We start from the raw sequence: 26,678 nt of genomic DNA, 5'->3' as shown, positions 1-26,678 counted from the left end.
ATGATGCTTTTTCGCTGGAGCTAGACAAATTTTATACCTTCTTAATTAATTAGTTAGAAAGTAAAATAAGGCTCACTTTTGAGCCTTATTTTACTTTCCAATAGACCCAGGCAACTTTACTGGTGACTTTTTGGATAATAGGTCCGGATTGATTTAGGTCTGTCAAAATATCTTTAATCTGTTTATCATTACCCTCTTCATAGCGTGGATGCATTTGGAAATAAAGAGTGTAATAGTGAATGGCTTCTTCCAATGAAAATGGAATTTCCCATGAACGATCCACATATGTGACAGATGGATAAAAGCCATCATGCCATAATAAATTAAACGTATAGTATGCGGATTGATCATAAATCGGCTTATGATTTGTTAATTGGAGCTCATTTAATAAATAATCGCGTAAATCATCTTGCTTATTAACGAAGTGACTCATGAAGCAAGCCCCTCTAGAACACTCACTCATCTTGCGTAGGGATGCTTCATTGCAAATAGCGGGAGAGTTAGAGGCAAAAACAAGGTCAAAGTGACGAGTAAATCCCTCTTTATCAGGATTGATTTCTTCCCATATAGCTTTCTTTCCAATAAATCGATCCTGTAAGCCATGTTCCCAGGAGTTCTTGTGAGCAAACTCTAACATTTTTTCAGATATATCCAATCCAACAACTGAATGTCCTCTTTCAGCAAATGCAATAGCATGCCTTCCTGGACCACACCCTACATCAAGTACCCTTCCTTTTGTCGGTATACCATTCTGATTTTTTAACCACTGGTAGAGAACTTGAAAATTGGTTTGAAACTCTTTTGGATCATCCTTTTGATTAAATTGTTCTGCTCTGTGATCCCAAAAGGTTTCCGTTTCTTGGTATTTTGGATCTTTCCTACTAAACGCCTCGGCAAAAAGACTTCTTGAAATCAACTCGTATCACCCCTCACTCTTACTATATCAGTTATTCCTACCAATAAGGGCCATATTTAAAAAATTAATAGAGAATTTTTCATATTTTTCTAAATTAAAATCCTTCTATCATCTAGATAAAAGGATTTTTTGAATTTCATTGTGCGGCAACTGTCGTTCTTTGGAATAACTCTTTATGCCCCAAATCACGAGAAAGAATGTCCTTCCACTCTTTTGCAAGAGCCACAGCCTCTTCCATAGTTAAAATTGGATTAGTAGTATAAAAAGGAGGTCGGTCGTACTCGTAGTTTTTATTTTTATCTAAAATAAAAATCATTGTCTCCCATTTGTAGTGGATTCCAGCTTCAGGGCATTGATGTCCGTCTATGGCGATCATCCATTGCATTCCCTCTTTGGGGATTCCAAGTTCACTCACGTAGGTTATTTCTAAATAATCTAAATCTTTATTTCCTACAGAAACATACGAGCATGGATAAAAGTCATAACAACTAATCAAAATATCCCCTCCCATTTTTTATTTCAGAATACATAGGAAGGAGGATGGAAGTTCCCAACAACCACCCTCGTCTATTTTACGCTAGTCTAAAGATAACACCGTGTCCGCCTTTCGGATACTTCCATTCAATATTTTGGTGTGGACAACCAATGCGACAGCTTCCACATTCATGGCATCCCTCATATCCTATACTAATTCGATCTCCTTCAAATTTATAGACTTCGGCAGGACAGAAAAGCGTACATAGTTTATCATCACAGTCTGTCAAACAAGTATTTTGGTCTAAAATTTTCAAATGAGATTCTGTATCTGCTTTAAAGCGAACCAAATACTGCTTCTCTTCAATTGTCGCTTTGCTCATTATTTCATCACCCTCCACGCCCGATATAATTCCTGTGCAGTTTTCCATTTTCCTCTTTCAGTAAACATTTTCATGACATCACGTTGTTTTTCACTCTTGCTCATTCCGTCAACTGTAAAGAAATGATTAGCTGCTTTATTAAGCATTGGAATATATTCTTTCAAATATTGAGGATAGGTTTCAAAAGTATGTGCTGCATCTTTATATTTTTTCAAATCCTGACCAATAAAGCTGTCATAGATCTGTTGACGATAGTGATCTAGTACATCTTCTGTATATCTACCAGCTTCCTTTGCTAGTAGTATAGTTTCTGCAGCAAAAGAACCTGACTTCATTGCTAGATTTGAACCCTCACGATGAATAGAGTTTACAAGTTGGGCAGCATCTCCTACAACGATTACACCATCTCCCACCAGCTTAGGGATAGCGTTGTATCCTCCTTCTGGAATCAAGTGAGCTAAATACTCAGTTGGCTCAGCATCTTTAATAAGTGAGCGAACCATAGGATGGTTCTTTAAATTTTCTAACAATTCATATGGCTTTAATTTCCCCTTAATCATGCTAGAAAGAGTAGTTCCGACTCCAATATTTAGACTCTCTTTATTGGTATAAAGGAAAGCTGTTCCTAAATTTCCTTTTGTAGCATCACCAAAAATTTCAATTGTGCATCCTTGGTTGTCTTCAAGATTGAATCTCTCATTAATTCTATCGGTTGGTAGATTAAGAACCTCCATAACTGTTAGGGCAGCGTGCTCAGGCTTTAAATCATTATGGAAGCCTAATTTTTTCGATAGTAATGAATTTACACCATCTGCTAGAACTACTACATCAGCATAAATCTCACCATCTGGACGATCAGTACGTACTCCTACCACTTTTCCATCTTCTACAATACATTCTTCCACAACAGTTTCAGTAATTAAAAGGGCTCCTTGTTCTACAGCCTTTTGAGCAAACCATTGATCAAATTTAGCTCTTAAGACAGTAAAGTTGTTATAGGGCTCTTGGCCCCATTCCTGTCCTTTGTAACTCATAGTTACAGCAGACTCTTGGTCCATTAACCAAAGTCGTTGCTCAATGATTGGTCTTTCAATGGGAGCCTCGTGCCAGAATTCCGGAATTACTTCTTCTAATTGCTTTCGGTATAAAACCCCACCCATTACGTTCTTAGCACCTGGAAATTCTCCACGCTCTATTTGAATAACTTTTAGACCGTTTTTCGCGCATTGGTAGGCACAAGTTGTTCCAGCAGGCCCTCCACCAACAACAATTACATCAAACTTTTCAGCCATTGGAAACCACCTCTTTTTCTGAAAGTGCTTCTTTAAATGCTTGTGTTAGTAATGGAACAATCTCATGAGCATCTCCTACAATCCCATAGGTAGCAATATCAAAAATTGGTGCATCCTTATCCTTATTGATTGCAATAATAATCTCTGAGTTTTTCATTCCAACTGTATGCTGAATGGCCCCAGATAGGCCAATAGCAAAATAGATTTTTGGTGTTACTGTTTCGCCAGTTTGCCCAATCTGATAGTCATGGGTTAACCACCCAGCTTCTACAACGTCTCTTGTTCCACCAACTGTTGCTCCAATTGTATTGGCTAATTCATGGATTACTTGAAACCCTTCTGGGTCTCCCATTCCTTTTCCACCACAAACGATTACATCAGCATCTTCTAGATTAACTGTTTTTTTAGAATCTCTAACAATTTCAAGTACCTTGGTATGAATATCTTCTTCCTTCATTTTTATAAATTCTTCATAAATGGTCCCGGTACGTCCTTCCTCTGGAGGTAATGCTTTCATAACTTTTGGTCGAACAGTCGCCATTTGCGGACGATGTTTCTTGCACAAAATTGTAGCCATAATATTCCCACCAAATGCTGGACGACTTGCTTCTAGTAATCTCTTTTCCACATCAACATCAAGCATTGTGCAATCTGCGGTTAATCCAGTGTTTAATTCTGTCGCAATAGCCGATGCGATGTCCTTTCCATTTGGTGTGGCCCCATAAAGAAATATCTCTGGTTTATACTTTCTCGCTAAGTCACTGACCCCATTCATATATGGTTCCGTACGGTAGTTTTCTAAAATGGGATCATCTATGAGATAAACTTCATCAGCACCATATTCAAAGCAAACATTACTTAACTCTTTTGCGTTGTAACCTAAAAGAACAGCTCCTAATGGAGATTCTAACTTATCGGCTAATGTTCTTCCGGCACCTAATAGTTCAAGGGAAACACCCGCGATAGAACCTTGTTTTACCTCCATGAATACCCAAACACCACGATGTTCTTCAATCATCTGTTACTCCCCCTTCCCTACCTGGAAATATTCTTTTTTCTCTAGCAAATAGGATACCAACTCTTCCACTTGCTTCCTAGGCTCACCTTCGATCATATTTCCTCCTTCTGGTTTCGGAGGGGCAAACATTTTCCCAACAACTGTTGGCGATCCTTTTAGACCTAGCTGAGTACGATCTACATCACCTAAATCATTTACGCCCCAAATAACAGGTTCGTATTTTGCTGCATTAATCATATTTGGTAGTGGAGCATAGGCAATTTCATTAATCTCTTTTTCTACAGTTACTAGACATGGTAAGGTTGACTTTACTCTTTCATAGCCATCTTCTAATTTTCTTCTTAAAATAACTTCACCATCTCCCATTGCCTCTACATGAATGACATTGGTAATTGGCGGAATACTTAATCTTTGAGCGATCCCTGGTCCGACCTGACCCGTATCTCCATCAATGGCATGTTTTCCACAGAAAATCATATCAATGGGATCATCCTCACCGATTTTTTCCAAAGCTTTAAACAGAGCATAACTAGTTGCTAGAGTATCAGCTCCAGCAAAGGCACGGTCAGAGATTAAATAACCTGCATCTGCCCCAATTTGAACACTCTTCTTAATAACCTCGGTTGCTTGAGGTGGGCCCATTGAAACAACCGAAATCTTCGCTCCATATTTTTCCTTTAACTTTACTGCTTCTTGTACGGCATGAGCATCATGCGGATTTAAGATAGCAGGAACACCACGGCGATCCAATGTATTAGTCTTAGGATTAATTTTAATTACCTTAGTATCAGGTACCTGCTTAACACATACAACTATGTGCATACCTTCCACTCCCCTCGAGTTGTAATAAAAAATATCCTTTTCATCACTAGACCTCCTAAAACGTTTCCATTTTCAGTTATTACTATTTGCGAATTATTGAACAAACGATGACAAGAAAATGTAAAAGAAACATTAACTAGGAGTTCATATGAGAAACGGTTATATTCCTTATCATTGATGCTAGCAAATAATGAAAATAGAAACTATGACATTTATCACATAATTAGAAAAATCTTCTATAAAAATGATAATCATAGTGAATAGGGGAAAATTGTGTAGAAATTTGTAGAAGGAAAAATGAAAAAAAAGAAGAATATACTTAGAAGTCACGTTTTAGAATGGAAAGGGTGCTATCAAATGTCAACACAAGAAAAAAAGTGGATAGAAGCATTTCGTTTAGGAGTTGTCCCTAAAAACCTCCCCCCCTCCCTTCAGATTTTATATGATAACGTTTTTACTCAAATTTCGAGAGACCTAAAAGAATTGTCTGATGATGGAGGAATTGTACGTTGGATCTGCGGTCCATATGGCTCAGGAAAAACACTCTTGTCAAAGCAAATTCAACAATTTGCCAAGCGAAATGGATTTGTTACCTCTTCCTTTTCCTTATCGGATGGTCTCAAGTTACATCATTTAGACCATTGGTATTACGGTACATTACATCACCTTTCTGCACAAATTAATATGCAGGAAGTAAAAAGTTTTCATGAACTTTTTAATCAGTGGATTCAGTCATTAAGAAGCCAAGATAATGTAGAAGATAGCACAAAATTAATTAAGGAAATGTTGGAAAACTTAAATTTCCACCATCATTCCTTTTCCCATGCATTAAATCAATATATAAGAGCTCGACTTCAAAAGGATATTGCCCTTGCAACTGCCTGCGCAAGCTGGTTATCCGGGGAACGTGAAGTACCTCAACATATAAAAGAAAAATTAGAAGTGAAAGGTTCTGTTTCTAAGGAAAATAGTTTGGAATTTTTCCAAGGATTTATGACCCTCATTAAGTGGCTTTCTTTTAGAGGAATGGTGCTTATTATTGATGAGGCAGAACTTTTATTACGTGCCAGAAGCGATCTTCGTCAAAGGGCCTATGAGAATATACGCCAAATGATAGATTGGGTTTATGATGGAACACTTCCTAATCTATCCATTATATGGCTGACTACCCCAGAATTATTAGAGAATCAAGAAAAAGGAATTAGCACTTATGACGCCTTAGCACAAAGAATTCAATTATTAGATTGGCAAAAAAGAGAAAACATACATTCATCTTCCTGTATTCTTTCCTTACACCAAATTGGCGAGAAAGAGATCGATACCCTTGCTAATGAAATCGTCTCTATTTACTGTACTGGGTATTCATTTTCATGTCCAGTTCAACCCAAATCTATAGGAAATTGGGCATTACTCCACTTAAAACAAGATGGAGTTGTTCATCCTTTCCTAACCGTACGTCGTTTTGTACAACAAATGATAAAAATTTTGGATATTATTAGAGAAAACCCAACGCAACGATACTACCAAACAGAGTTGGAAAGATCTGCATACAACGGAACTCACTTATTCACAAATAAATAAAAGCCTGCTAAAAGATCTAAAAAGAGGATTGGAAATAACTTAAAAGCAAGAATATGAAAACGAACAATGTATAAATTAAACTCCAGAAATATGCGCAGACTCCCGGGAAAAGACTTCGCTTTTTCTTCGTGGGAAGTGATTTCGAGTAAAGTCTACCTGTCCTGTGGGAGAAGAGGTCTAGTTGTGACCTATAGAAGTTCGGATGCGCCTGTATCTACACGTAAAGCTTCGAAACTGTTTTCCTTGGCGCAGAGGTGCGAAGAAGTCAATGCAAGAGGAACCTTGGATGGCTCACCAGCCGTCCGCGGAAAGCAAGTATATTTCCAGAGTTTTTTTGATACTTATCAAAGTATCCCTCAGGAACGGCAGTCCTAGCCCAACCTCCAATTTTAAGGGAACGAGAAAAAAGGTGGGGATAACTCCCATGAAAATAAAACATTACATTTTTCATCCTTGTTGGTGAAGCTTGCTCCATGGTTGGCTGCCTGTAAATGTCCATTGATTCAAGGAGCTTTGGGTTATACCCTTGGATGCTAACAATCAGTGGGAGACCCTACTGATTGAAGTTTTACTTTATCTTAAATGTTTTTTCATAGCCCCTTATATACTTCTGGATCTCTTATTATTTCTTAGATAAACAAAAAGCTGATGGAATAAATGTGAAATAAATAAGACTATTCCAAAGACAATAACTCCTTGCATGCCCGTTGCTATATTAAAAAAATGAAAAGTTTCTCCGTTTCTAGAACTTCTAATCGCCTCAAAGATCATCAATCCAATAACACTATACCCAGCGACCACTCCAAAAGTTAACAACACATTCCATTTCAGTTGAACCATCCACCTAATGATAGGTTTACATACTAGGTACAGTCCAATTATTAATAAAAACCCACCTGTCATCTGAAGCAAGGAATCGGTAATTCCTAGAGGCAACAGTTGTGCCTCTTTAAAAAAAGATTGTCCTAATGTCCCCATATGCCCTACTCCCTTTCTATCATTCTTATCTCCATTGTGGACATGGGGCTTTTTATTTATACCTCTTTTTTAAGAGATTTAAAATAGGGACATTCTGGCCATGCTTGTAAAAATGCATCAATAAAGGCTGAATTTTCTTCACCTTTCCTTACCGTTAAATAAAAACTTCTTGAAAAACTCCAATTCTCTACTTCAATAGCTTTCACTCTACGATTCATGACTGGGTTAGTGGCGACAAGCTTTGACAGTGGAGCCATGCCTAATCCCGCTTCTACTAAGGCTATGACAGCCTCGTTTGTTTGAACCTCAGCAACAATAAGTAGATCCTCAATGGAATACCCAAATGATTGTAAAGCAGTTTCAAAAGTTTTTCGGGTATGCGAATTTTTTTCCCTAAGGATCCAAGGCTGATGAACCAATTCGCGAAAATTAGAAGGACTTTCTATATCAAAAGAATGAGGTGCTACAAGTTGTAAAGTATCCTCTAATAATGGGTAAGAGACAATTCCTTTTTCCTGACTATATATTCCTGTAATAGCTAGGTCAACCATGCCTTCTTTTAACCAGTTGATGACCTGGTAACTTCCGCCTATTTTCATCTGAAAGGTAACGGAAGAATATTTTTGTCTAAACTGTTGAATCCAGTAAGGTAAAAAAGTTTCAGACGGAACTGAACTTGCTCCAATCATTTGATTTCCTTCTTCTATTTCACCATTAAGTCGTGCTTCTAATCTTCCCCACTCATCTAATATTTTTATGGCAGATCGATAAACCAATTCTCCTTTTGGGGTTAGGCTTTTATCACGTTGTAAAAGCTTACAATTAAAATGTTCCTCTAATGCTTGAATTCTTTGTGTAATAGTTGGCTGTGATACATGCAAAATACGCCCAGCCCTTTGAAAGCTTTTCGTTTCCACTACTTTTAAAAATGCTTGAAGCTGGTTCAAATTCATGTTTCATTCTCCCTTTTACCACCCTATTCTTTCTACTCTAATGGTAATTGAACCCCTTAGGAATTACAAGAGGATCCATTGGGTGTGATTTGAATCACCACCTTCATTTTTGAAAAGAGTTATCATTTAATCAAACAATGAAGGAGGAATTTTTCATGACGATGTTTTCAATTGACCATACACCTGCTGAAATAGTTAAGACATTCCCGAAAGCTAGTGATCTTTTTAAATCAAATCGTATTGATTTTTGCTGTGGAGGAAATAAACCATTAAAGGAAACCTTTCAAGAAAAATCTATGAACGGTGAAGAATTATTACAAAAATTAAATACTCAATATGAAGAATGGAAAGAAAAAGGTCAGTCTGGACAAAACTGGGAAGAGGCAACTTATTCTGATCTAGTTGACGAAATAGTTCAAACTCACCATGCCTACTTAAAAGAAGAACTACCTGCATTAGGTCAGTTTGTCACTAAAGTATTTAGAGTTCACGGGGAACATCATCCCCATTTAAAAGAGCTGTATCAACTTTACCACTCATTAAAAATAGAGCTAGAGTTGCATTTGGATAAAGAAGAAAAAGATGTGTTCCCTATAATCAAAGAATATGAACAAAATCCAACGGTTGAATTGAAGGAGAGAATTTTGAAGCTGAATGCAACTTTAGAAGAAGAGCACCAAGATGCGGGAGATATTTTAAAGAGAATGCGTGATATTTGCACAGACTTTAATCCTCCTGCAGATGCTTGTAACTCATATCGTATCACGTATATGCGCTTAGCTGAATTGGAAGATGATATGTTCCAACACATCCATAAAGAAAATAATATCTTATTCCCTCGTTTAGCCACTGCATAAGCTGAAGCCCTTTCTTTCCTAGAAAGGGCTTCCCTATTTTTCCTTACGTTTGATATAATAGAAAAAATAAAACTTTTTCAAGGAGGATACATTATGCTCCCATCCACTTTTTCTTTAAAAGATAGAAAGCATGTCATCTCCCTAGAACCGATCAGAATGACCTGTTATGCTAATTTGGCTATAGTTGAGGCTTCTCACCAACAGAGCTTATACTATCTATTTTTCTTAGATAATGAATTTTTAACGGCTTTAAAAACGAATAAAATAAAAAAAGACACCTTCCTTGAACGCGCATGGAAAGAAGGAATTATTTTAACCGCTCCACATCCTCTTATTACAAAAAGATTATCTGATCACTCTTTACACAATACTTCCTTTCAAGGACTTCTTAATCAAATCCTTTCTTCAAAACAAGATGCAGCAAAAAAAGTTCTTACCCTTTTTATATTTGACAACTATATCGATAATGAAAAACTGAATAAACGAGTAAAATCTATCTATTATAATTCCAGAAGAGATGGGAAGTTAAAAGACGCCTATCGGATCTTAAAATACGTTCAGTTATTTACTGTTTCATCTCATTGGTCGTATGAATATTCTGCTGATTTAGACTACTCATCCTATGAAAAACATTATATCTCATCCTCTCAACAGTCCTCTAAGGATACCCTTTATTGGATATGGAAAAACTTTCAGAACCGCGATGAAATGTTCTCTTCCCTCCTATCCATCCCTAATGTAGATCCATTTTACTCTGTTGTTTGGAGCTATGATCTTATCCTCAGTCATAAAAACGATGATTACTTAAGTGCTTTTTTAGACAAAATTTCTTCTTTTCCAAAAGAGGACCAATATGCATTGGTTCGCCCTCTTCTTTCCCTGGATTTTAAGAATGAAACCTGGATCTCTCATGCTTCACAGTTATTACTCGATCTAGAAAAAGTAAATGATTTCCTTGAACTTCTTAGTCAAAATAAACTCTCATTAAGCCATGAACATGGTGTATTGATTAGACAAATTTTAAGAGAAAAGCCGATGTTAATTGAGAAAATATCAACAAATCACACTAGTCAATATTTGATTCCTTTATATATAGACTTTAAAAGAGAGCTTGAAGGAATCCTACAAGATAGAATGGAAAAATTTATTTCTACAGCACCATTAGATCAAATACCGGCATGGATCAAGTCTTACCAAGAATTCCCTTCCATCCTTAGACCAATTCATGAGTTCTATTCAATGATCAAATATCTGAATGACCCGGATCATCAGCTAGATCTTGGAAAAGTTTATGCCTCCTTTCATCGTTATGATGATGCCATTGAATGCTTTTCATTTGAAATGGAGTTAAATCCAACGGACCCTGAGCCTATACAATGGTTAGCAAAGATTTACCAGGAAAAAGGATTAAAAGAAGAGTCCAAAGCATACCAACAGCTTTATTCACAAGTAGCAAATATGAATTAAATAAAAAGCTCGCCGAGGGTGGCAAGCTTTTTCTAGGTAGAGAGTAGAGTTCCATTAGTTATTACGGTCTTTTTTACCAATTGCAATAATCATAAATGGGAAAAAGCCAGAAGGTATATTAAAGCACTTCATTAATTTTTCCCCTTTGGAAAGAGCGTAATGACCATGTATCATATCCCTTAACTATACAGCCAAGCAAGAAATAGATAAGGGTAGTCGGACTACACCTTAAAATGTCATCCTCTGACACACCATCATGGAACTGATTACTGATTATATCACTATTTTGGTCGACTAAAGCGACTACAATTGTTGAAGAATCCTTTACAAAAAGATGATTCCCTAAGAATTGAACTAATTTTCTCTTTTGTCGAGAATCGTCTAGTATTAAAAATTTCCATGACTGGTTACGCCATGATGTTGGAGATTTAATGGCGCTATCTATTATTTGCATTATCTCTCCCCTCGATATAGTAAAGCTCGGGTCGAAAGAGAACACAGAAAAGTCTTGGATATCCAATGCCTCTAATATTTGATAATGACGGGAGGGTTCATTCATATTTTATTCCACCAACCTGTTAATTAGAGGTTTCCCTTCTTACCCCTAAAAAAAACTTCCTTATATAGTAAGTTGGCTTTGTGGATTTTTCAAAAGAAAATCCGTTAATTCTTTCTCGATTCTTTCCCCTTCTTGATAGCCCTGCTGATATAATGTGTGAAGTTTTTCTCTATTTCTTTCCACTCTACTCACTTGAAGAGGTTGACTTGGCCTAATAATGAATGCTTTCCCTTCTCTTTCTAATTTTTTTATCATTTCTAACTGATGGTTATAAACAAAATATCGTTTCTCCATTGTTTTTATAAAGGATGGGTAATCATTGTATCTTTTCTTAAATATCCAACTAAATTTCATTGGCTTTTTTATATAACCGTCATTTCTAGTTAGAATAATAACATGCTTTTCATTTCCCGACTCAACGGATTGTTCAATTGGTATAGGTGAGGAAATACCACCATCTAAATAAAGGCGCCCATTTAGTTCTACCTCTGGAGACACTAGGGGAAGAGATGATGAAGCCCTCATGATCTGAAGAAGCTCCTGCTTATTTTTAAATTCACTAAAAAATACAGGTTTTCCTGTGAATACATCCGTCACTCCAACTGAAAAAGTTCCTGTATTTTCAAAAAAGCTTTCATAATTAAACGGTACTAAGTCATTAGGAAGGGTATCAAAAAGAAAGTCCATTCCAAAAAGCCCTTTTCCTTTGAGACCTCGTTTATATGAGATATATTCCGGGTGATCACCATATTCTACAATAACTTTATAATTTCTTTCTCTTTGTTTAGAGAAATAAGAGCTTCCATTACATGCACCTGCTGATACACCAACTACATAAGGAAATTCAATTCCTTTATCTAAAAAGAAATCCAATACCCCTGCTGTGAAGGCCCCTCTCATTCCTCCTCCTTCTAGGATTAATCCGGTTTTATTCAGAATAAACCCCTCCTTTCAAAATCATTAAAAATAGTATACCAATTAGTTATGCGTGGATTCTAGTAAAAGTATTTCTGTAAATAGGATTAAAAAGTTTTATGGGTATCTTTCTTCAAAAAAACAAAAAGCAGGAGCTATATCCCGCTTTTTATTCTTATGGTATCATATTTAGTGGAGTTTGACTGTTTCACGTTGTGTTTTTTCAGATTTAAGTCGCTTATCTTCAATTTTTCTTTCAATTTGAACCATTGCATCTTGATCTTTTAATAAATCTTGTTTATTTTGATTAACGAGGTCATCAAATGAAATCTTACGAGGTCTCATCACGCATTCTCTCCTTCACAGCTTGATCTATAATTTAATTATATCAAAGCTGAATAAGTACTTATCTAAATTTTTTGAACATTTTGCAACAATTGGGAGTGATTACAATGAAACTTATCAATTCAAATGTCGAAAAAATCCAAATATCAGGAATTCGCCAATTTTTTAATATGGTAGCAGATAAAGAGGATATTGTTTCCTTAACCATTGGACAGCCTGATTTTAATACTCCTCAACATATTAAAGACGCAGCTAACATTGCGATTGATCAAAACCATACGAGTTATACGCATAATGCAGGAATTTTACCTTTACGTGAACAAGTTTCGGAATATCTTCATGAAAAATACAATCTTAACTATAATCCTTCATCAGAAATCATTGTCACAGTAGGAGCATCACAGGGCATTGATATTACCTTTCGAACCCTGCTTGAGCCAGGAGACGAAGTATTATTACCAGGACCTATCTATCCAGGATATGAACCACTGATCCAATTAGCAGGTGGAACTCCTGTTTTTATGGATACCACTACAACAGACTTTCAAGTGACGCCAAGTCTTATAGAAAAGTACAGAACGGATAAAACAAAATGTATTGTATTGCCTTACCCTTCCAATCCAACGGGAGTGACTTTGAAAATAGACGTACTAAAGGATCTTGCATCCTATTTACAAGATAAAAATATGTACATTTTATCAGATGAAATATATAGTGAATTAGTTTATGATCATGATCATACTTCCATTGCAACTTTTCCGGGAATGAGACAGAAAACTATAGTTATTAATGGATTATCCAAATCACATGCTATGACCGGCTGGAGAATAGGTTTTGTCTGTGCACCCGACAACATTGCTAAACATCTACTTAAGGTTCATCAATACAATGTATCTTGTGCAACTTCCATTAGTCAGTATGCTGCCTATGCTGCAGTAACTGAAGGTAAAAATGATGCAAAACCAATGAGAGAAGCCTATAGACAAAGAAGAAAGTATGTAGCTGATAGATTAACTAGCATGGGAATTGACTTTATAATGCCTAATGGAGCCTTTTACTTTTTTCCTAAATTCAACGTTAATGGTATGAGTTCCTTTGATTTTGGACTAGATTTAGTCGAAAAAGCCAAATTAGCACTTGTACCGGGAGATGCTTTTTCCCCAATAGGACAGGGATATATGCGTCTTTCCTATGCTTATAATATGGACACCCTTAGTAAAGGAATGGATCGCCTAGAGCAATATCTTAAGAGTTGAAAGGCCTTAGCAAATAAAAAAGATGATTCTTCAAACGAAAGAGGAATCATCTTTTTTATTTTTTTAAAACCTTACAGATAATATTTGATAATTGCTTGGGTACCTTTATCCTTATATATCTGGTCTTTGTCTATTAAGTTCATATATATTTCTTGGGCATTTTTTAACCCTGGATGCTTCAAGTCCATTCTTTCTGCTTCTTCAATGGCGATAGATAGGTCCTTTAAAAAATGTTTAATGTAAAATCCAGGTTCTAGATCTTCCTCAATCATTCGTGGAGCAAGATTTGTTAAGGACCAACTCCCCGCTGCTCCAAAACCGATACTCTTTAATACAGTTTCTGGGTCAAGACCAGACTTGGTAGCATATGCAACAGCTTCACTAACCCCAAGCATTCCTGAGGCAATAGCAATCTGGTTACACATTTTCGTGTGTTGCCCATTCCCTGCTTCTCCTTGATAAACTATATTTTCACCCATTGCTTTGAATACAGGTAACACTCGATCAAACGCTTCTCTTTCTCCTCCAACCATAATGGTTAATTTCCCATCTCTTGCTCCAATATCTCCTCCTGAAACCGGAGCATCTAATGCAGAAACATTGTTCTTTTTGGCCTCTTCGTATATGGTTTCAGCAAGCGATGGTTTAGAAGTGGTCATATCAATCAGAATGGAGTTTTCTTTCGCACTCTTAATGATCCCTTCCTCCCCTAAATAAACTTCTTCTACATCCTTTGGAAAACCAACGATAGTTATGACAACATCACATTTTTTCACAAGTTCTGGGATCGTTTTTTCTAGTACTGCTCCATCTTCTACAAGAGGTAGAGCTTTTTCTTGTGTACGATTATAAATATGTACTTCATAATCGCTTTTTAATAAATTTCGAATCATTCCTTTCCCCATAACACCCGTCCCAATAAATCCAATACGCATATGATATGTCTCCCTTCTATTTTTTAATGCTTAAAAAACTTATGGCAAATGCCTTAGTTGCCCTAGTACTATAGGAGAGTTTCAGGATTTCCTATACGCCAAAAAAGAGAAGTTACAAACTTCTCTCTCTAACTTTGGTAGTCTCAAGATTACTGTTTTTTTTCTTCATAACGGTTTAGCAAACGGTCTAATTTCCGACTCAAATCAAGGGCTTGTGTACTTGTTAAACCTTCTTGAACAGCCGTATTCATCATTTTTCTCCGTAGGATTTCAATTTCTTGCATAAGTTGTTTTTTGGACTTCATTTGTAAAAAAGCCCCCTTTTTGTCAGTAAGGTGCCAAGCTGATGATGCAATATTATTCTACCATAAGGTAACTAGAATAGTTTGTCAAAAATCATTACAATACTGTGACTTTTACTCTGTGAACTCTCATTAAGTTATGGAAATGGCATGAAATATTTTTATTGATTTTTGACTGTTTCCTTCATATAATTTTTATACTGACCACTCCCGCAGCTAAAGCAGTGGGGTTTTTCGTTTGGAAAATCTGTGATTTTGTTAGAAAATGATGATATTAGGAAGGAAACATCAACAAGATGAACCTAATTAGCTTTCACCCATTCCGTACGATTGGAATTCCAGGGGTGACTTATATAAAACCAGAGCATATATTTAGAGAAATTGATAGAATTAAAGAAGCGGACTATATCCTTTTCCCTGAGAAATGGCAGCTTCCCATACTTGTTCATGGCCTAAAGAAAAACATATTTCCAAGCTATGAATCTATTGTTTTAGGTCATAACAAAATAGACATGACTAGAGCTCTACAAACTGTGTGTCCTGAACACGTACCCTATACCGAAATTCATGGAAATACAGAATCAAAAAGAAAGGAAATTCTTTCTACGTTCCCTCTTCCTTTTGTGCTAAAGGAAAGCAGAAATTCAATGGGGAACGGTGTATACTTCATTCAAACCGAAGAAGAATTTCTACAAATTTCCCAAGGTAAAGAAGATTTATATGTTCAAGAATATTTAGAGAATGACCGTGAACTTCGTATTTGTGTTGTAGGAAATCAAATTATTTCAAGCTATTGGAAAATTGCTGAGAATCATCAATTCCATCACAATGTTTCAAAAGGAGCCAATGTTTCTTTTGATGCTGTTCCAAAGGTAGCAGAGGAATTTGTATTGGATGTTGCAGCACAACTTAACATTAACTATGCTGGGTTTGACATCTTGTTGATGGAGGGTAAACCCTTTGTTCTTGAATTTAATACTTTGTTTGGAAACCAAGGCTTACGGATGAACAATAAGCGTGTAGAAGATTATATTTACGAACATCTTATTTTTGAATATCATCACCCACACCCTTCTGCACCATTGAATAATCGAGGCATTTCATAGCTTCATCCTTATGGAGGAGTGTTTTGAATGTATTATAAAAGAAAAGAATCCTTTCGGTTTACTTTCGAATCACCGATTTCTGGTAAAATTACAAATCAAGAAAAGCTGGAAAATTACCCTATTAAAATAATGGACATAAGTGCTACAGGTTTAAAGATTCAACTTGAAAAGAGTTCTTTTCCATTACCGAAAAAAAATCAATTGATTTGGATTGAGTTTCAATTGATGAATCATCCTTTTAGATCTACTGGAACAGTTGTTTGTATAAAAGATTTTGTATCTCATATCATTTGTGAAATAAAAGTAACTACGGATAAAGAATGGGAAGAATCTATTATTACTGATTTGAAATTATATGCAAAAATAAAAAACTAACAAAGAACTATTGTATAGAAAAGAGCCTCCAATAAGGAGGCCTTTTCTATGATAATTTTTCAGTCATTAAGTGAATGGATTGGATGACATCATCCAGCTTTCCCTCAACTCGATGTAACAAATAAAACGTTACTATGATGGGAAAACCAACTTCAGGTATCCAATTAATCAAGCTTTCCACAATGTTTCCTCCTCTCCATTCTGTCATTTTTGATTGTAAGAAAAGCGCAAGTGCCCCTCGAAACAAGAAAAGCACTTGTTTCTGCGAAGTAGCTCTATGTAGCTTTCCTTTGTGCGATTACTCGGGGCAAAAGCTTCGAAGATTACTCGATGAAGCTTTTCCGTTGAAACTAGATAGATTTTATACTTTACTTTATAAAAAAGGAGGCAATGCGCCCCCGTCTAAGTTAAGCTAACTCGATTCCTACAACGTTTCTCTCCACAATACGTGCTTCCTTCTTCTCGGTTAAATCACCACCAGTTGATGTAAATACGTTTTGTGCAATCATGGTATCCATTGCAGATGAAACTGCTATTGGATCCACAGGTTCAATAGGATCATCCAAAGTATATGTGACAATACGCCCCTCTGGATTTAAAAATTTCAACTCTATTTGTTTAGCCATTGGTTATTCCCCCCTTTCCTAAGTTATTATTTCATTTACTTACATCTCTGTTAACAACATGGTGTCTTGTCTTTCAATTGCATGCAATGGAAGCTGTTGAAGTGGAGCGAGTGCATTTGCAACTGCATATAATCCATCATTTGATGCAGTGGTTTTCACCTGATTAAACGCTTTACTTTTAAAAACGACATCTCCCTTTTCATTAACCCCATTTTCAAAGGTCAATTGAAGTCTTGAGTTGGTTACGAGTACTCCAGCCATACTTTCACCTCCTTTCAATGTTATAATCGTTTTAATAACAAAAAAAGACCCTATGAAATACATAGAGTCCCCTGTAGCTTATCTATTATCTTTTTATCTATTCTTTTATCCATGATCAAACAAGCTAAATCCAATGTTTAGCAGGATAATAAATAAAGAAACCAAACCAAATGTTGCATCCCAATCAGTCATAAATACACCTCCATTTTTTTCTATATAATTAGAATAGTATAATCTTATTTTAACAGAAAATAGCACTTAGATTTGACTAGAATTCCCTTTGTTTTTTTATTAATGTAAGTTCGACTAAAAGTGCTTTTGTGTTAAACTAGTTTATGAATTGTGCCTAAGAAAGAAGGTGGCATCCTTGTTACATTGTCCATACTGTGGTTCCTTTGTAAAAACAGATGAAAATTTTTGTGTAGAATGTGGTAAAGCTCTCCCCCCTGATATCGTGGAGAGGACACCGGCTCCACCTGGTTTTAATAGATGGTGGATTCTACCCATTTCTTCATTTATTATTTTAATGGTCATTCTCGCATCCTATTATTATTTCTTAAATCAGCAAGAAGATAAAGCTATTGACAAGTTTAAACTTGGAGAAAAGTATGCCATTGAGGAAAATTATAGTGAAGCTAAAACTATGTTTGACCAGGCGTTAGCCTTCAAATCATCTTTTCCTGCAGCCAAACAAAATAAAAATCTGTTGTTAGCGACGGAACAGGTGTTTAATCATTTAGATCAGGCAGAACATTATAAGCTCAATAGTGACTACCAAGAAGGATTAACCCATCTTCAAGAAGCTGAAAAAGAGCTTGAAAATTACAACGGGGATCTCGTCAATCGTTTACTGGAAAAGATCATTAAGAAAAGAAATGAATTAAAAGTTGCACAAATAAATGATTCCATTTCCGCTAATTCCGATATCGAGTCACTCAAATCCCTCCTATGGCAAGCTGAGGGTATTCAAAGCAAAGAAGCAGAAGAAGTTGCAAATGAAATTCGCGCCCGAGTGATTTCTTATTTTTATTCTATGGCCAATCAATACCTTCAAGAGAAACAATTTTCTTTAGCTAGGGAAACTGTTGAAGAAGGGTTACATTACGCGTCTGATAGTAAAAAGCTTTCAAGTTTGAAAACAACAATTGAAAAAGAAAAAGTTGCTTTTGAAACGGCTCAACAACAAAGAATCGAACAAGCTATTGAAGCTGCTGAGAAAGACCAGGAAATAAATGAAGAAGACGCTGTTGATTTGATGGAAATAAATTATGAAATTGATGAATACGGTGAATTTGTTGTGAAAGGCAAAATTAAAAGTGTAGCAACTATTCCTATTTATTCCATATCTGTTATCTATGATCTAATAAACTCAGATGGAGAAGTCGTTCAAACAAATGAAATATTTGTATATCCAGATACCCTTTATCCAAATGAAATAGGAGAATTTGAATATACACATTATGACTTGAAAGAACCAATGAAGGTTGAAGTTCAGAAGATTAGATGGTTCTTTGATTAGAAATCGAACTTCGTGGAGTGAGAATATGAAAAGAAAAAAAATATTTTGGCCGATTGTCGTTACCATTGTTCTAACCCTTTTAAGTGCAGTTGGGATCGTCTATTTATATAACAATTGGTTGTCTGAACCTATAGGAGTCTCAAGCTCCCTCGGAGGAAAAGTAGCAGTTGAAGAAAAAACAACGACTGACCTTAAAACTATCATTCATGAATCTCAAAAAGGGGTTGTGCAAATAGAAGGACAGTCAGCCTCAACTAATAGCATTGGATCAGGATTTATCATAAATGATAAAGGGGATATCGTGACTAACGCACATGTTGTTAAAGGTGCGGATTCTATTTATGTCAAAACAGCAGATGCAAGAACCTATCCGGCCGCTTTAATTGGAATTGGAGATGAAACAGACATTGCTCTCTTAAGAGTTCCTCAACTAAAAGATCGTACTCCTATGAAAATTGCTCCAAATGCAAAAGCGGAAATTGGGGATGAAATTATTGCATTAGGAAGTCCCCATGGGCTTCAAAATACTGTAACCTTAGGTATTATATCTGGAACCGAAAGAAATTTTGAAATAGACTCTTTTGAATACAAGAATTTATATCAAATATCCGCATTTATAACAAATGGAAATAGCGGTGGTCCGCTGGTTCTACGGTCTACAGGAGAGATAATAGGAATTAATTCAGCAGGAACTCAAGGTGGAACAATTGGATTTAGTATACCAATTGGAGACGTTGTCGATGAAGTTGAGTTATGGTCTAGAAGAGCTGATCACACAGAGCTCTCTTTTGATGGTGACCCGAGAACAGATACAGATGTTACCCCGGAACAGTTACAAGAAGATGCTAATTACATCATTTCTTATTTCTATGAAAATATTAATATGCGTGATTTTGTGAGTGCTTATTCATTGTTAGGAAGTGACTGGCAACAAAACTTAACTTATCAAGCATTTAGAGACAAATATGTGTCAGCAGTAAATGTAACTATTACTAATGTGCAAACAGAACTAAAGGATAACCGCCACGTTTCTGTCACTTTAAATGTAAATCTGAAAACTAGAAAACAAGAAGCACAGCAAGAAATTACGAAAAGATATAAACAAACATATATCGTTGGATTGGAAAATGATCAAATTAAACTTCTAACCGGAGATCAAGAACTAATCTCAGAAGAAATAACTGAAATCCCTATAGAACCAGTAGAAGAGGCCGATAAGGCCTTGTGATAACAATAGTGTTTCTTTTTTAGATGTGCTTCATAAGAAGCACATCTTTTTTGTCTAAATAAATAAATTTAAATGAATAGATAAAAAATGTCAATAGTGTTTATAAAAAATTGTGAAATTGGTAATATCTTTTTTAAAATAATGTGAAAGCCTTTTTATATATATTTTTTCATTGTGAAGATGATGTTACTATCAAATTAAAGAAAGAGATCACCAGTAATTGCCGGCAAACGGTGAATGTTCTTTCGAAAAAATACTTTTTCATCCAAAGGAGTGGGAAACATGTTTGTTAAATTTTTAAGAGAAAATAATATTGCAGCTGCTGTATTGACTGTTTTCCGTGTATATCTTGGTTGGCAATTCCTTCATGCTGGTTGGGAAAAAATAACCGGTGGCGAATTCGATGCAAGTGGATTTATCCAAGGCGCAATCGGTAAAGCAACCGGAGACCATCCTGCAGTTCAAGGCTGGTGGGCAACATTCTTAGAAAACGTAGCCCTCCCATCTAGCGGATTATTCAGCTTCCTAGTCATGTGGGGAGAATTATTAGTAGGTATTGCACTTATCGCTGGTATATTCACTACTTTTGCAACCATTATGGGAATGACTATGAACTTCGCATTCCTATTCTCTGGAACTGTAAGCACAAATGCTCAAATGGTATTCCTAGCAATCTTCGTTGCTGTAGCTGGTGCTAACGCTGGTAAATTCGGTTTAGACTACTACGTACTTCCATATATCCGCAAGTTCTACCAAAAAGACAACAAGGTTACTGCCTAATTATAAATATTTGAAGCCTTGCCATCTGGCAAGGCTTCTTCATAAAGTGAAACTTATCAGTGGGGTCCCCCACTGATTGTTAGCGTAGATGGTCTAGTGCAATTATGCTTTTCTTATTTTCCTTTCCTCATTGCTTTGTTTGTTTTTTCACTTGATCATAAAAAGCCAGCGTGTTTTTTCCTTTATTTTTCGCTTCATAAAGGGCTTGGTCAGCAAGGTTTAACAATTCGTTCATATTAACCCCATGCGTTGGAAAAATGGAGATCCCTATGCTCATTGTCATGGTTATCGTATGCTCTTCAATCTTATATGGTTCTATAACATTTTGAATGATGCGTTTTGCAACGATTTCGACAGCTTCATTCGAATCAACATCTTGAATCAAAATAGCAAACTCATCTCCACCTATCCTTGCAACAATATCTTTATCTCGTATAGATTGTTTTAGTCGTTCCCCGAGAAGAATTAGGACCTCATCGCCAATCATATGCCCAAACCTATCGTTAATTTCTTTAAAATAGTCCCCATCTAGGTACATAATAGCAACCATTTCTGATTTTCGCTTTGCATCAGCAAGAGCCTTTCTACCTTTTTGTTGAAAAACTCTTCGGTTTGTTAAGCCTGTTAGATGGTCCGTAAAAGCCATTTGCTTTAAACGATTTTCGACTTTCTTTCTACGAGATATGTCCCTTGTCGAAGATATGATTTGATAGATGTCACCATTATTATTTTTTACCGCTCTCAAGTTTGACTCTACCCATAACCACTGATTATTTTTACTATGTATCCGATATTCGAAATTAGAAATGTAGTTTTTATTAAAAATCTTCTTGAATTTTCTTTTCATGATTGGAGCATCATCAGGATGAACTTGATCAAAAGCATTAGTTCCAACTAGCTTTTCAGTAGAAATACCTAGGATTAACTTATGTGAAGGAGAAGCATAGACGATCAATCCATCCTTATTTAATACTTGGATCAAATCGTGCATATTGTCTGCAATTAACCGATACCTCTCTTCACTTTCTTGAAGCGCTCTTTTTGTTTCAACTAACTCCCGTATATCCTGCACTATAGAGACAACCCCTATAATCTTTCCAAAGCCATCTGGAATAGGTGTGAAATTTATTGAAATATCGATAGGTTCTCCATTTGCCGCATACCAAATACCTTCGTACCGCTTTATGTTAATTCCCTGATTCAATTGCTTGAAGATATGTTCCAGTTCTTTCTTAAGTTGGGGCTCTAATTCATCAAGCCTCTTCCCTACGACTTTTCGTTTTGTATATCCAAATAAATCATAAAATGCTTGATTCGCTTTTAATATCTTTTGTTCCAAATTAAATAACACTAATCCATCATTGGTGTGATCAATAAAAGAATTATAAAGTTTATCCATGTAACGTACATTTTTCGATTTCATGAGGTTCTCAGTAATATTTTTAGTAATTCCCAATATGTATTCTACTTCTTGATTATCATCAAAGATAGGGATTAGACTACTTTCTGTTTGGTATAAACCACTGGATAATACTACGCTATCAGAAAAGGTTACTGATTCCTTATTACGAGCAACCAATATATATTTTTCATTAAGGAAAGCAAAATCTCCTGCTGGCATACTATACTCAATTGTTTTTCCAATATGATCCTTAGTTAGCTGAGCAAGATTCATAGCTTGCTCATTTATATAATAATAACGAAAGGAAAAATCATTTAAATCTCCTGCTCTATCCACTTTCATTAAGAAAAAGGCGTCCGTCACAATTCCTCCTAATTGTATGTAAGCTTGGATTTGAGAAACAAATAATTTATTAGGTAGTTCCATTGTCGAACACCACTTCCAATATAAGTTTAAAAACAGGTTATTTAGTCCCTATCACTGCCATTAAATGGTCTTTAGTCCTATTCTTTTATTTTACCATTATCCTATGAAAAAGTTTGTAAAAAAATAATTTAGGTACTAAATTTAAAATTTCAAAAAGAGAAGCTAGCACAAATTTGTACTAGCTTAATATTTATTATAAAAATGGACTTTCATGTCTTGCTTTCAGGCGATTCCAACGGTTTTCAACTTCGTTAGCGAAGCTTTCTAATAGAACAGCATTTTCTTCCTTAAGAAGATGTTTTGACTTTCCTAGATACTTTAACCACTCTGTTACAGGTACACGTTTATTTTTCGCTTCCGGATTTACTGTTATAGTTGTTTCACCATGTTCTACTTCATACAGTGGGAAGAAGCAAGAATCAACAGCAGCTTTCATAATGGTTTCCCCATAACGGTCCTCAGATTTCCAGTTTAGAGGACAAGTAATTAATAATTTTCCATAAGCCAACCCCTCATTTTGTGCATACCATTGCGCTTTTGCCGCTTTTTTAATTAGGTCCTGCGGATAAGCCTCTGTTCCAGTGAATACATATGGAATATTGGTTGCAGCCATGATTTGAGCTGTATCTTTATGATGGAAAGACTTTCCTTGTTGAGTCTTTCCTACTCCAGATGTCGATGTCATATGACCAAGAGGAGTAGAATAAGACATTTGTGATCCAGTATTCATATAGCCTTCGTTATCATATTCAAGAATAATCATTTTATGATTACGAAGAGCAGTACCGATAGCTGAACCCATTCCGATGTCCATTCCTCCATCACCAGTGACCATAACAAATGTGAAATCATCGTCCACTTGAATTTCTCCACGACGCTTTAATTCAAAGAATGCTTCAACTGTACCTGAAAGAGTAGCTGGACCGTTTTGAAACAAATTATGAATAAAGCTTTGTTTATGGGAAGAGTGTGGATAAGCAGTTGAAACTACATAGCCACATCCGGTTTGGAATAGTACAACAATATCCCCTTCAATACCTTTAAAGAACAGCTCTAAACCAGGGAATATACCACATCCTGGGCACGCCCCGTGTCCTGATCCTAGTCTCTTAGGTTTCGTTGTTAAAGCACGAAGTGGAGGGATTTTGACCTTTAATTTATTTGTTTCTTCATCTTTCGTTACTTGAATCAAACCTGTTTTGAATTCATCGGTATGTTGTGGTTTAATAACGGGCTTTAAACGATTTTCCTCTTTGCCCGGAATAATCCCATAGTAATCAAATGGTTTAGCAGCAAAGCCCACTTCTGCAGCTTCTAATGCCTGATTAAAGAATTCTTCTGCATCATCAGCAAAGAAATCCTTACCACCGATACCAAAGACACGACTTAATACAATCGTTTGGTTTTCCTTATCATCTTGAAGGGCAGACTTTATTTCATGGGTCATATTTGGACCATTAGCGCCATAGGAATCTGCACGCTCTCCAACAAGAAGGGCTTTCACATTCTTAAGGGCTTGACGGATTTCGGCTGATGGGAAAGGTCGGATTACATTCGGGCTAATAACTCCCACCTTGATTCCTTGTTGACGATATTTATCAACTACATCTTTTGCAGTTTCTGCTGCAGAGTTTATTAAAAATAGCGCTACTTCAGCATCTTCCATTCCATACGTTTCAATAGTTGGATATTCACGGCCTGATAATTTTGCATATTCTCTAGCAATCTCTTTATATACTTCTCCCGCTCTGTAAATAGCTTCAGATTGCTGGTAGTTATTATTAATTAGATCATTTCCATCCATATGAGCACCGATCGTTACAGGATGCTCTTTATCAATAGCATTTGGATAATGAGTGGGACGTTCCCCAACAAAGGTTTGTACGACCTCTCTATTTTTGAAAATTTGCACTTTTCGCTTCTGATGAGAAGTAAAGAAACCATCATAAGCTACAATTACAGGTAATCTTACATCTGAGTGTTCAGCAACCTTTAAAGCCATAATATTCATATCATAAACAGCTTGTGGAGTGCTTGCTGTTAAGATAACCCATCCTGTATTTAAGGCATAATATAAATCAGAATGATCTCCTCTAATATCAAGTGGACCACTGATAGAGCGAGTTACTAGATTCATAACCATCGGAAAACGCGTACCAGATTGAACTGGTAGTTGCTCTAACATATACATTAATCCATTGGCACTCGTTGCATTAAACACACGCGCACCACTGACTGCCGCACCGTAATTAATACCCGCTGAGCCATGTTCCCCGTCTGCAGGGATCAATTTAATGTCATGCTCTCCCCTTGCCTTCATTTGATCTAAATATTGAGCAATTTCTGTTGATGGTGTAATAGGGAAATAACCCATCACATGATAATTTATTTGAGCGGCAGCTTTTGCAGCCATTTCATTTCCAGATTCAAAAATAATTTCTTGCTCTGCTTGCCTTGAACTTGATACTTTCTCCTCTAAAGTCGCCATTATTGGGTCACTCCTTCCAAATAAGGGAAATTCTGCTTCACTCTATTTTCTTCACTGAAACCAAGAACTTCACGCATTTCAGATAATGCATCCGTAGGACAGGCTTCAATACATTTTAAGCAGCCCTTACAATATTGATAATCGATTCCTTTAAGAAACATTTGCTTTCTCCCTCTTTTGTCTTCTCCTTCTTCCCAAACAAAACAAAAGTCAGGACAAACGGTATCACATTGAGCACAGTTAATACATTTTTCCATTTCGAAATTGGGAAGAAATCCTTGTCGTGATCCACTAAGATCTTTTTGAATACTATTTGCCTGAGAGGTAATGATTCCACCCATTTCTTGTGTCAAATACCCAAGTCGAGGTTCTTTTCTTTCAAACCTTTTGTGCGCAGCATCCTCGGGTACGGCATATGTTTTAAATTGAACCTCATTATAACCACGATTAAAAGTATTAATATTTCCATCAACTAGATGAGGATATTTTTTCTCAAAAGTTTTTCGGATAACACTTCTCATGGAATCCGGGTCTAAAAATTCAACGATTCTATATAACGCTCCCAACATAGCAGTATTTACTCTTGTCTTCTCTTCTACAGCAATTCCAAGGGCGTCAACTACTGCTAAGGTTCCATATTCTAAATTCAAATCCTTACGAACGGAATCGAAATCTCTTGTACTGTTTACTAGAACAATTCCGTGTGGATCTAATCCACTAACTACATCCACCGTTTTATAAAGTGCTTCATGAAAAATTCCAACAACATGTGGTTGTTCTATAGGTGAATGTGCTCTTATTTCTATATCTGGATCGCAAAAACGAATAAAACTTTTGACTGGAGATCCCTTTTTCTCTGATCCATAGGATGAAAAATTCGAGCCATTTAAACCGTGACCTAAAACGCCCGCCTCAGCTAACATTTTTCCAGCAAGGTTTGCCCCTAACCCACCGATTGATTCAAGTCGAATTTCAAAGAAACCAAGCTCATTCTTTTTTGGTAATATTGACATTTTACTCCCCCTCCATTTATTCCCACCTAAGAAACATTCTATAATTAGGAACATAACGTTAATTTTATTATAAAAAAGAGAACGGGAGCTGTATGTGATAAATGTCATAGTTGTGTCTATTTTTTCATTTTTTTTAGTAATACACATTTTATCATCCTTAAATTATTATTGGTATTACAGGTTTGAAAACGAAATCAATAACATTAATACAGAATGACCACTGTTGTATAACAGTATAACTTTTTGATTTCACCTTTTATATTCATAAATCCCATTATAAATTCTCATAATAACAAAGAAAGGAGGTAAAAAAATGTACGAAAATCAAGATAAAGACATACCAGAAATGAATGCATTTCAATCATTTGTGAATGCTAAACTAAAATAGACCATTATTGCTA

27 protein-coding genes and 1 pseudogene are annotated in these 26,678 nt (G+C 36.0%); 9 read left to right on the top strand and 19 right to left on the bottom strand.

What is annotated here, in order from left to right:
- Nucleotides 1-85 precede the first annotated feature (85 nt).
- The 6 genes from RZN25_14295 to RZN25_14270 form a co-directional block, all read right to left on the bottom strand.
- The gene (locus RZN25_14295) at nt 86-916 is read right to left on the bottom strand and encodes a class I SAM-dependent methyltransferase (GenBank protein ID MEQ6377985.1); all 831 of its coding nucleotides are present in this window, start codon (nt 914-916) and stop codon (nt 86-88) included.
- A 136-nt stretch (nt 917-1,052) separates the two neighbouring features.
- A complete protein-coding gene (locus RZN25_14290; GenBank protein ID MEQ6377984.1) occupies nt 1,053-1,412 on the bottom strand; it encodes a hypothetical protein in 360 nt (119 codons plus the stop codon).
- A 76-nt stretch (nt 1,413-1,488) separates the two neighbouring features.
- The gene (locus RZN25_14285) at nt 1,489-1,773 is read right to left on the bottom strand and encodes a 4Fe-4S dicluster domain-containing protein (GenBank protein MEQ6377983.1); all 285 of its coding nucleotides are present in this window, start codon (nt 1,771-1,773) and stop codon (nt 1,489-1,491) included.
- Nucleotides 1,773-3,065, bottom strand: a complete 1,293-nt coding sequence (locus RZN25_14280) for an NAD(P)/FAD-dependent oxidoreductase (protein ID MEQ6377982.1) — start codon at nt 3,063-3,065, stop codon at nt 1,773-1,775. Before RZN25_14280 ends, RZN25_14285 begins: the two co-directional genes overlap by 1 nt.
- Nucleotides 3,058-4,083, bottom strand: coding sequence for an electron transfer flavoprotein subunit alpha/FixB family protein (locus RZN25_14275; GenBank protein MEQ6377981.1), 1,026 nt, complete (start codon nt 4,081-4,083; stop codon nt 3,058-3,060). The genes RZN25_14280 and RZN25_14275 overlap by 8 nt, the downstream gene beginning before the upstream one ends.
- Before the next feature lie 3 nt (nt 4,084-4,086).
- Nucleotides 4,087-4,905: an electron transfer flavoprotein subunit beta/FixA family protein gene (locus RZN25_14270; protein ID MEQ6377980.1), complete on the bottom strand. Its 819-nt coding sequence runs from the start codon at nt 4,903-4,905 to the stop codon at nt 4,087-4,089.
- Between the two features lie 357 nt (nt 4,906-5,262).
- Between RZN25_14270 and RZN25_14265 the strand changes: the two genes are divergently transcribed.
- On the top strand, nt 5,263-6,486 hold the full coding sequence (locus RZN25_14265) for a DUF2791 family P-loop domain-containing protein (protein MEQ6377979.1): 1,224 nt from the start codon (nt 5,263-5,265) through the stop codon (nt 6,484-6,486).
- A gap of 600 nt (nt 6,487-7,086) precedes the next feature.
- Here RZN25_14265 and RZN25_14260 read toward each other — a convergent pair.
- Both RZN25_14260 and RZN25_14255 read right to left on the bottom strand, forming a co-directional pair.
- Nucleotides 7,087-7,464, bottom strand: coding sequence for a hypothetical protein (locus RZN25_14260; protein ID MEQ6377978.1), 378 nt, complete (start codon nt 7,462-7,464; stop codon nt 7,087-7,089).
- A gap of 56 nt (nt 7,465-7,520) precedes the next feature.
- Entirely contained in the window at nt 7,521-8,417 is an 897-nt protein-coding gene (locus RZN25_14255; protein ID MEQ6377977.1) for a selenium metabolism-associated LysR family transcriptional regulator, read from the bottom strand.
- Nucleotides 8,418-8,572: 155 nt separating this feature from the next.
- Between RZN25_14255 and ric the strand changes: the two genes are divergently transcribed.
- Together ric and RZN25_14245 are read left to right on the top strand one after the other, a co-directional pair.
- The gene (gene ric / locus RZN25_14250) at nt 8,573-9,274 is read left to right on the top strand and encodes an iron-sulfur cluster repair di-iron protein (GenBank protein MEQ6377976.1); all 702 of its coding nucleotides are present in this window, start codon (nt 8,573-8,575) and stop codon (nt 9,272-9,274) included.
- Between the two features lie 93 nt (nt 9,275-9,367).
- Complete coding sequence (locus tag RZN25_14245) at nt 9,368-10,741, top strand: hypothetical protein (GenBank protein MEQ6377975.1); 1,374 nt, start codon at nt 9,368-9,370, stop codon at nt 10,739-10,741.
- Nucleotides 10,742-10,859: 118 nt separating this feature from the next.
- Here RZN25_14245 and RZN25_14240 read toward each other — a convergent pair whose 3' ends face one another.
- The 3 genes from RZN25_14240 to RZN25_14230 all read right to left on the bottom strand — a co-directional run bounded on the left by RZN25_14240 (nt 10,860) and on the right by RZN25_14230 (nt 12,560).
- Entirely contained in the window at nt 10,860-11,300 is a 441-nt protein-coding gene (locus RZN25_14240; GenBank protein ID MEQ6377974.1) for a nitroreductase family protein, read from the bottom strand.
- 60 nt (nt 11,301-11,360) lie between these two features.
- Entirely contained in the window at nt 11,361-12,218 is an 858-nt protein-coding gene (locus tag RZN25_14235; protein ID MEQ6377973.1) for a patatin family protein, read from the bottom strand.
- Nucleotides 12,219-12,404: 186 nt separating this feature from the next.
- A complete protein-coding gene (locus tag RZN25_14230) occupies nt 12,405-12,560 on the bottom strand; it encodes an FbpB family small basic protein (GenBank protein ID MEQ6377972.1) in 156 nt (51 codons plus the stop codon).
- A 107-nt stretch (nt 12,561-12,667) separates the two neighbouring features.
- Here RZN25_14230 and RZN25_14225 point away from each other — a divergent pair, with 107 nt between their 5' ends.
- On the top strand, nt 12,668-13,816 hold the full coding sequence (locus RZN25_14225; protein ID MEQ6377971.1) for an aminotransferase A: 1,149 nt from the start codon (nt 12,668-12,670) through the stop codon (nt 13,814-13,816).
- Between the two features lie 71 nt (nt 13,817-13,887).
- Here the strand turns inward: RZN25_14225 and RZN25_14220 are convergent.
- Nucleotides 13,888-14,757 (bottom strand): annotated as a pseudogene (locus tag RZN25_14220) (NAD(P)-dependent oxidoreductase).
- A 143-nt stretch (nt 14,758-14,900) separates the two neighbouring features.
- Entirely contained in the window at nt 14,901-15,056 is a 156-nt protein-coding gene (locus RZN25_14215; protein MEQ6377970.1) for an aspartyl-phosphate phosphatase Spo0E family protein, read from the bottom strand.
- Nucleotides 15,057-15,349: 293 nt separating this feature from the next.
- On the opposite strand from RZN25_14215, the gene RZN25_14210 reads away from it, so the two are divergent.
- Together RZN25_14210 and RZN25_14205 are read left to right on the top strand one after the other, a co-directional pair.
- Nucleotides 15,350-16,159 (top strand): hypothetical protein, encoded by an 810-nt coding sequence (locus tag RZN25_14210; GenBank protein MEQ6377969.1) that lies wholly within the window; start codon nt 15,350-15,352, stop codon nt 16,157-16,159.
- Between the two features lie 27 nt (nt 16,160-16,186).
- Nucleotides 16,187-16,534 carry a PilZ domain-containing protein gene (locus tag RZN25_14205; GenBank protein MEQ6377968.1) on the top strand — a complete coding sequence of 116 codons (348 nt, stop codon included), beginning with the start codon at nt 16,187-16,189 and terminating at the stop codon, nt 16,532-16,534.
- A gap of 46 nt (nt 16,535-16,580) precedes the next feature.
- Here RZN25_14205 and RZN25_14200 read toward each other — a convergent pair whose 3' ends face one another.
- The 3 genes from RZN25_14200 to RZN25_14190 all read right to left on the bottom strand — a co-directional run bounded on the left by RZN25_14200 (nt 16,581) and on the right by RZN25_14190 (nt 17,421).
- Nucleotides 16,581-16,715, bottom strand: a complete 135-nt coding sequence (locus tag RZN25_14200; GenBank protein MEQ6377967.1) for a YvrJ family protein — start codon at nt 16,713-16,715, stop codon at nt 16,581-16,583.
- Nucleotides 16,716-16,941: 226 nt separating this feature from the next.
- Nucleotides 16,942-17,160: a DUF2922 domain-containing protein gene (locus RZN25_14195; protein ID MEQ6377966.1), complete on the bottom strand. Its 219-nt coding sequence runs from the start codon at nt 17,158-17,160 to the stop codon at nt 16,942-16,944.
- 39 nt (nt 17,161-17,199) lie between these two features.
- The gene (locus RZN25_14190) at nt 17,200-17,421 is read right to left on the bottom strand and encodes a DUF1659 domain-containing protein (GenBank protein ID MEQ6377965.1); all 222 of its coding nucleotides are present in this window, start codon (nt 17,419-17,421) and stop codon (nt 17,200-17,202) included.
- Between the two features lie 367 nt (nt 17,422-17,788).
- Here RZN25_14190 and RZN25_14185 point away from each other — a divergent pair, with 367 nt between their 5' ends.
- The 3 genes from RZN25_14185 to RZN25_14175 all read left to right on the top strand — a co-directional run bounded on the left by RZN25_14185 (nt 17,789) and on the right by RZN25_14175 (nt 20,948).
- On the top strand, nt 17,789-18,940 hold the full coding sequence (locus tag RZN25_14185; protein MEQ6377964.1) for a zinc ribbon domain-containing protein: 1,152 nt from the start codon (nt 17,789-17,791) through the stop codon (nt 18,938-18,940).
- Nucleotides 18,941-18,965: 25 nt separating this feature from the next.
- Nucleotides 18,966-20,168, top strand: coding sequence for a trypsin-like peptidase domain-containing protein (locus RZN25_14180; GenBank protein ID MEQ6377963.1), 1,203 nt, complete (start codon nt 18,966-18,968; stop codon nt 20,166-20,168).
- A gap of 282 nt (nt 20,169-20,450) precedes the next feature.
- Nucleotides 20,451-20,948 (top strand): DoxX family protein, encoded by a 498-nt coding sequence (locus RZN25_14175; GenBank protein ID MEQ6377962.1) that lies wholly within the window; start codon nt 20,451-20,453, stop codon nt 20,946-20,948.
- A gap of 127 nt (nt 20,949-21,075) precedes the next feature.
- Here the strand turns inward: RZN25_14175 and RZN25_14170 are convergent, their stop codons facing one another.
- The 3 genes from RZN25_14170 to RZN25_14160 form a co-directional block, all read right to left on the bottom strand.
- Entirely contained in the window at nt 21,076-22,776 is a 1,701-nt protein-coding gene (locus RZN25_14170) for a diguanylate cyclase (protein MEQ6377961.1), read from the bottom strand.
- Nucleotides 22,777-22,969: 193 nt separating this feature from the next.
- The gene (locus tag RZN25_14165; GenBank protein MEQ6377960.1) at nt 22,970-25,264 is read right to left on the bottom strand and encodes a thiamine pyrophosphate-dependent enzyme; all 2,295 of its coding nucleotides are present in this window, start codon (nt 25,262-25,264) and stop codon (nt 22,970-22,972) included.
- Nucleotides 25,264-26,277, bottom strand: coding sequence for a 2-oxoacid:acceptor oxidoreductase family protein (locus RZN25_14160; GenBank protein ID MEQ6377959.1), 1,014 nt, complete (start codon nt 26,275-26,277; stop codon nt 25,264-25,266). The genes RZN25_14165 and RZN25_14160 overlap by 1 nt, the downstream gene beginning before the upstream one ends.
- Between the last annotated feature and the right edge of the window lie 401 nt (nt 26,278-26,678).

This window comes from Bacillaceae bacterium S4-13-56 (assembly GCA_040191315.1).
Lineage (GTDB): Bacteria > Bacillota > Bacilli > Bacillales > JAWJLM01 > JAWJLM01.
This window is presented reverse-complemented; position numbering and strand designations above follow the sequence as displayed.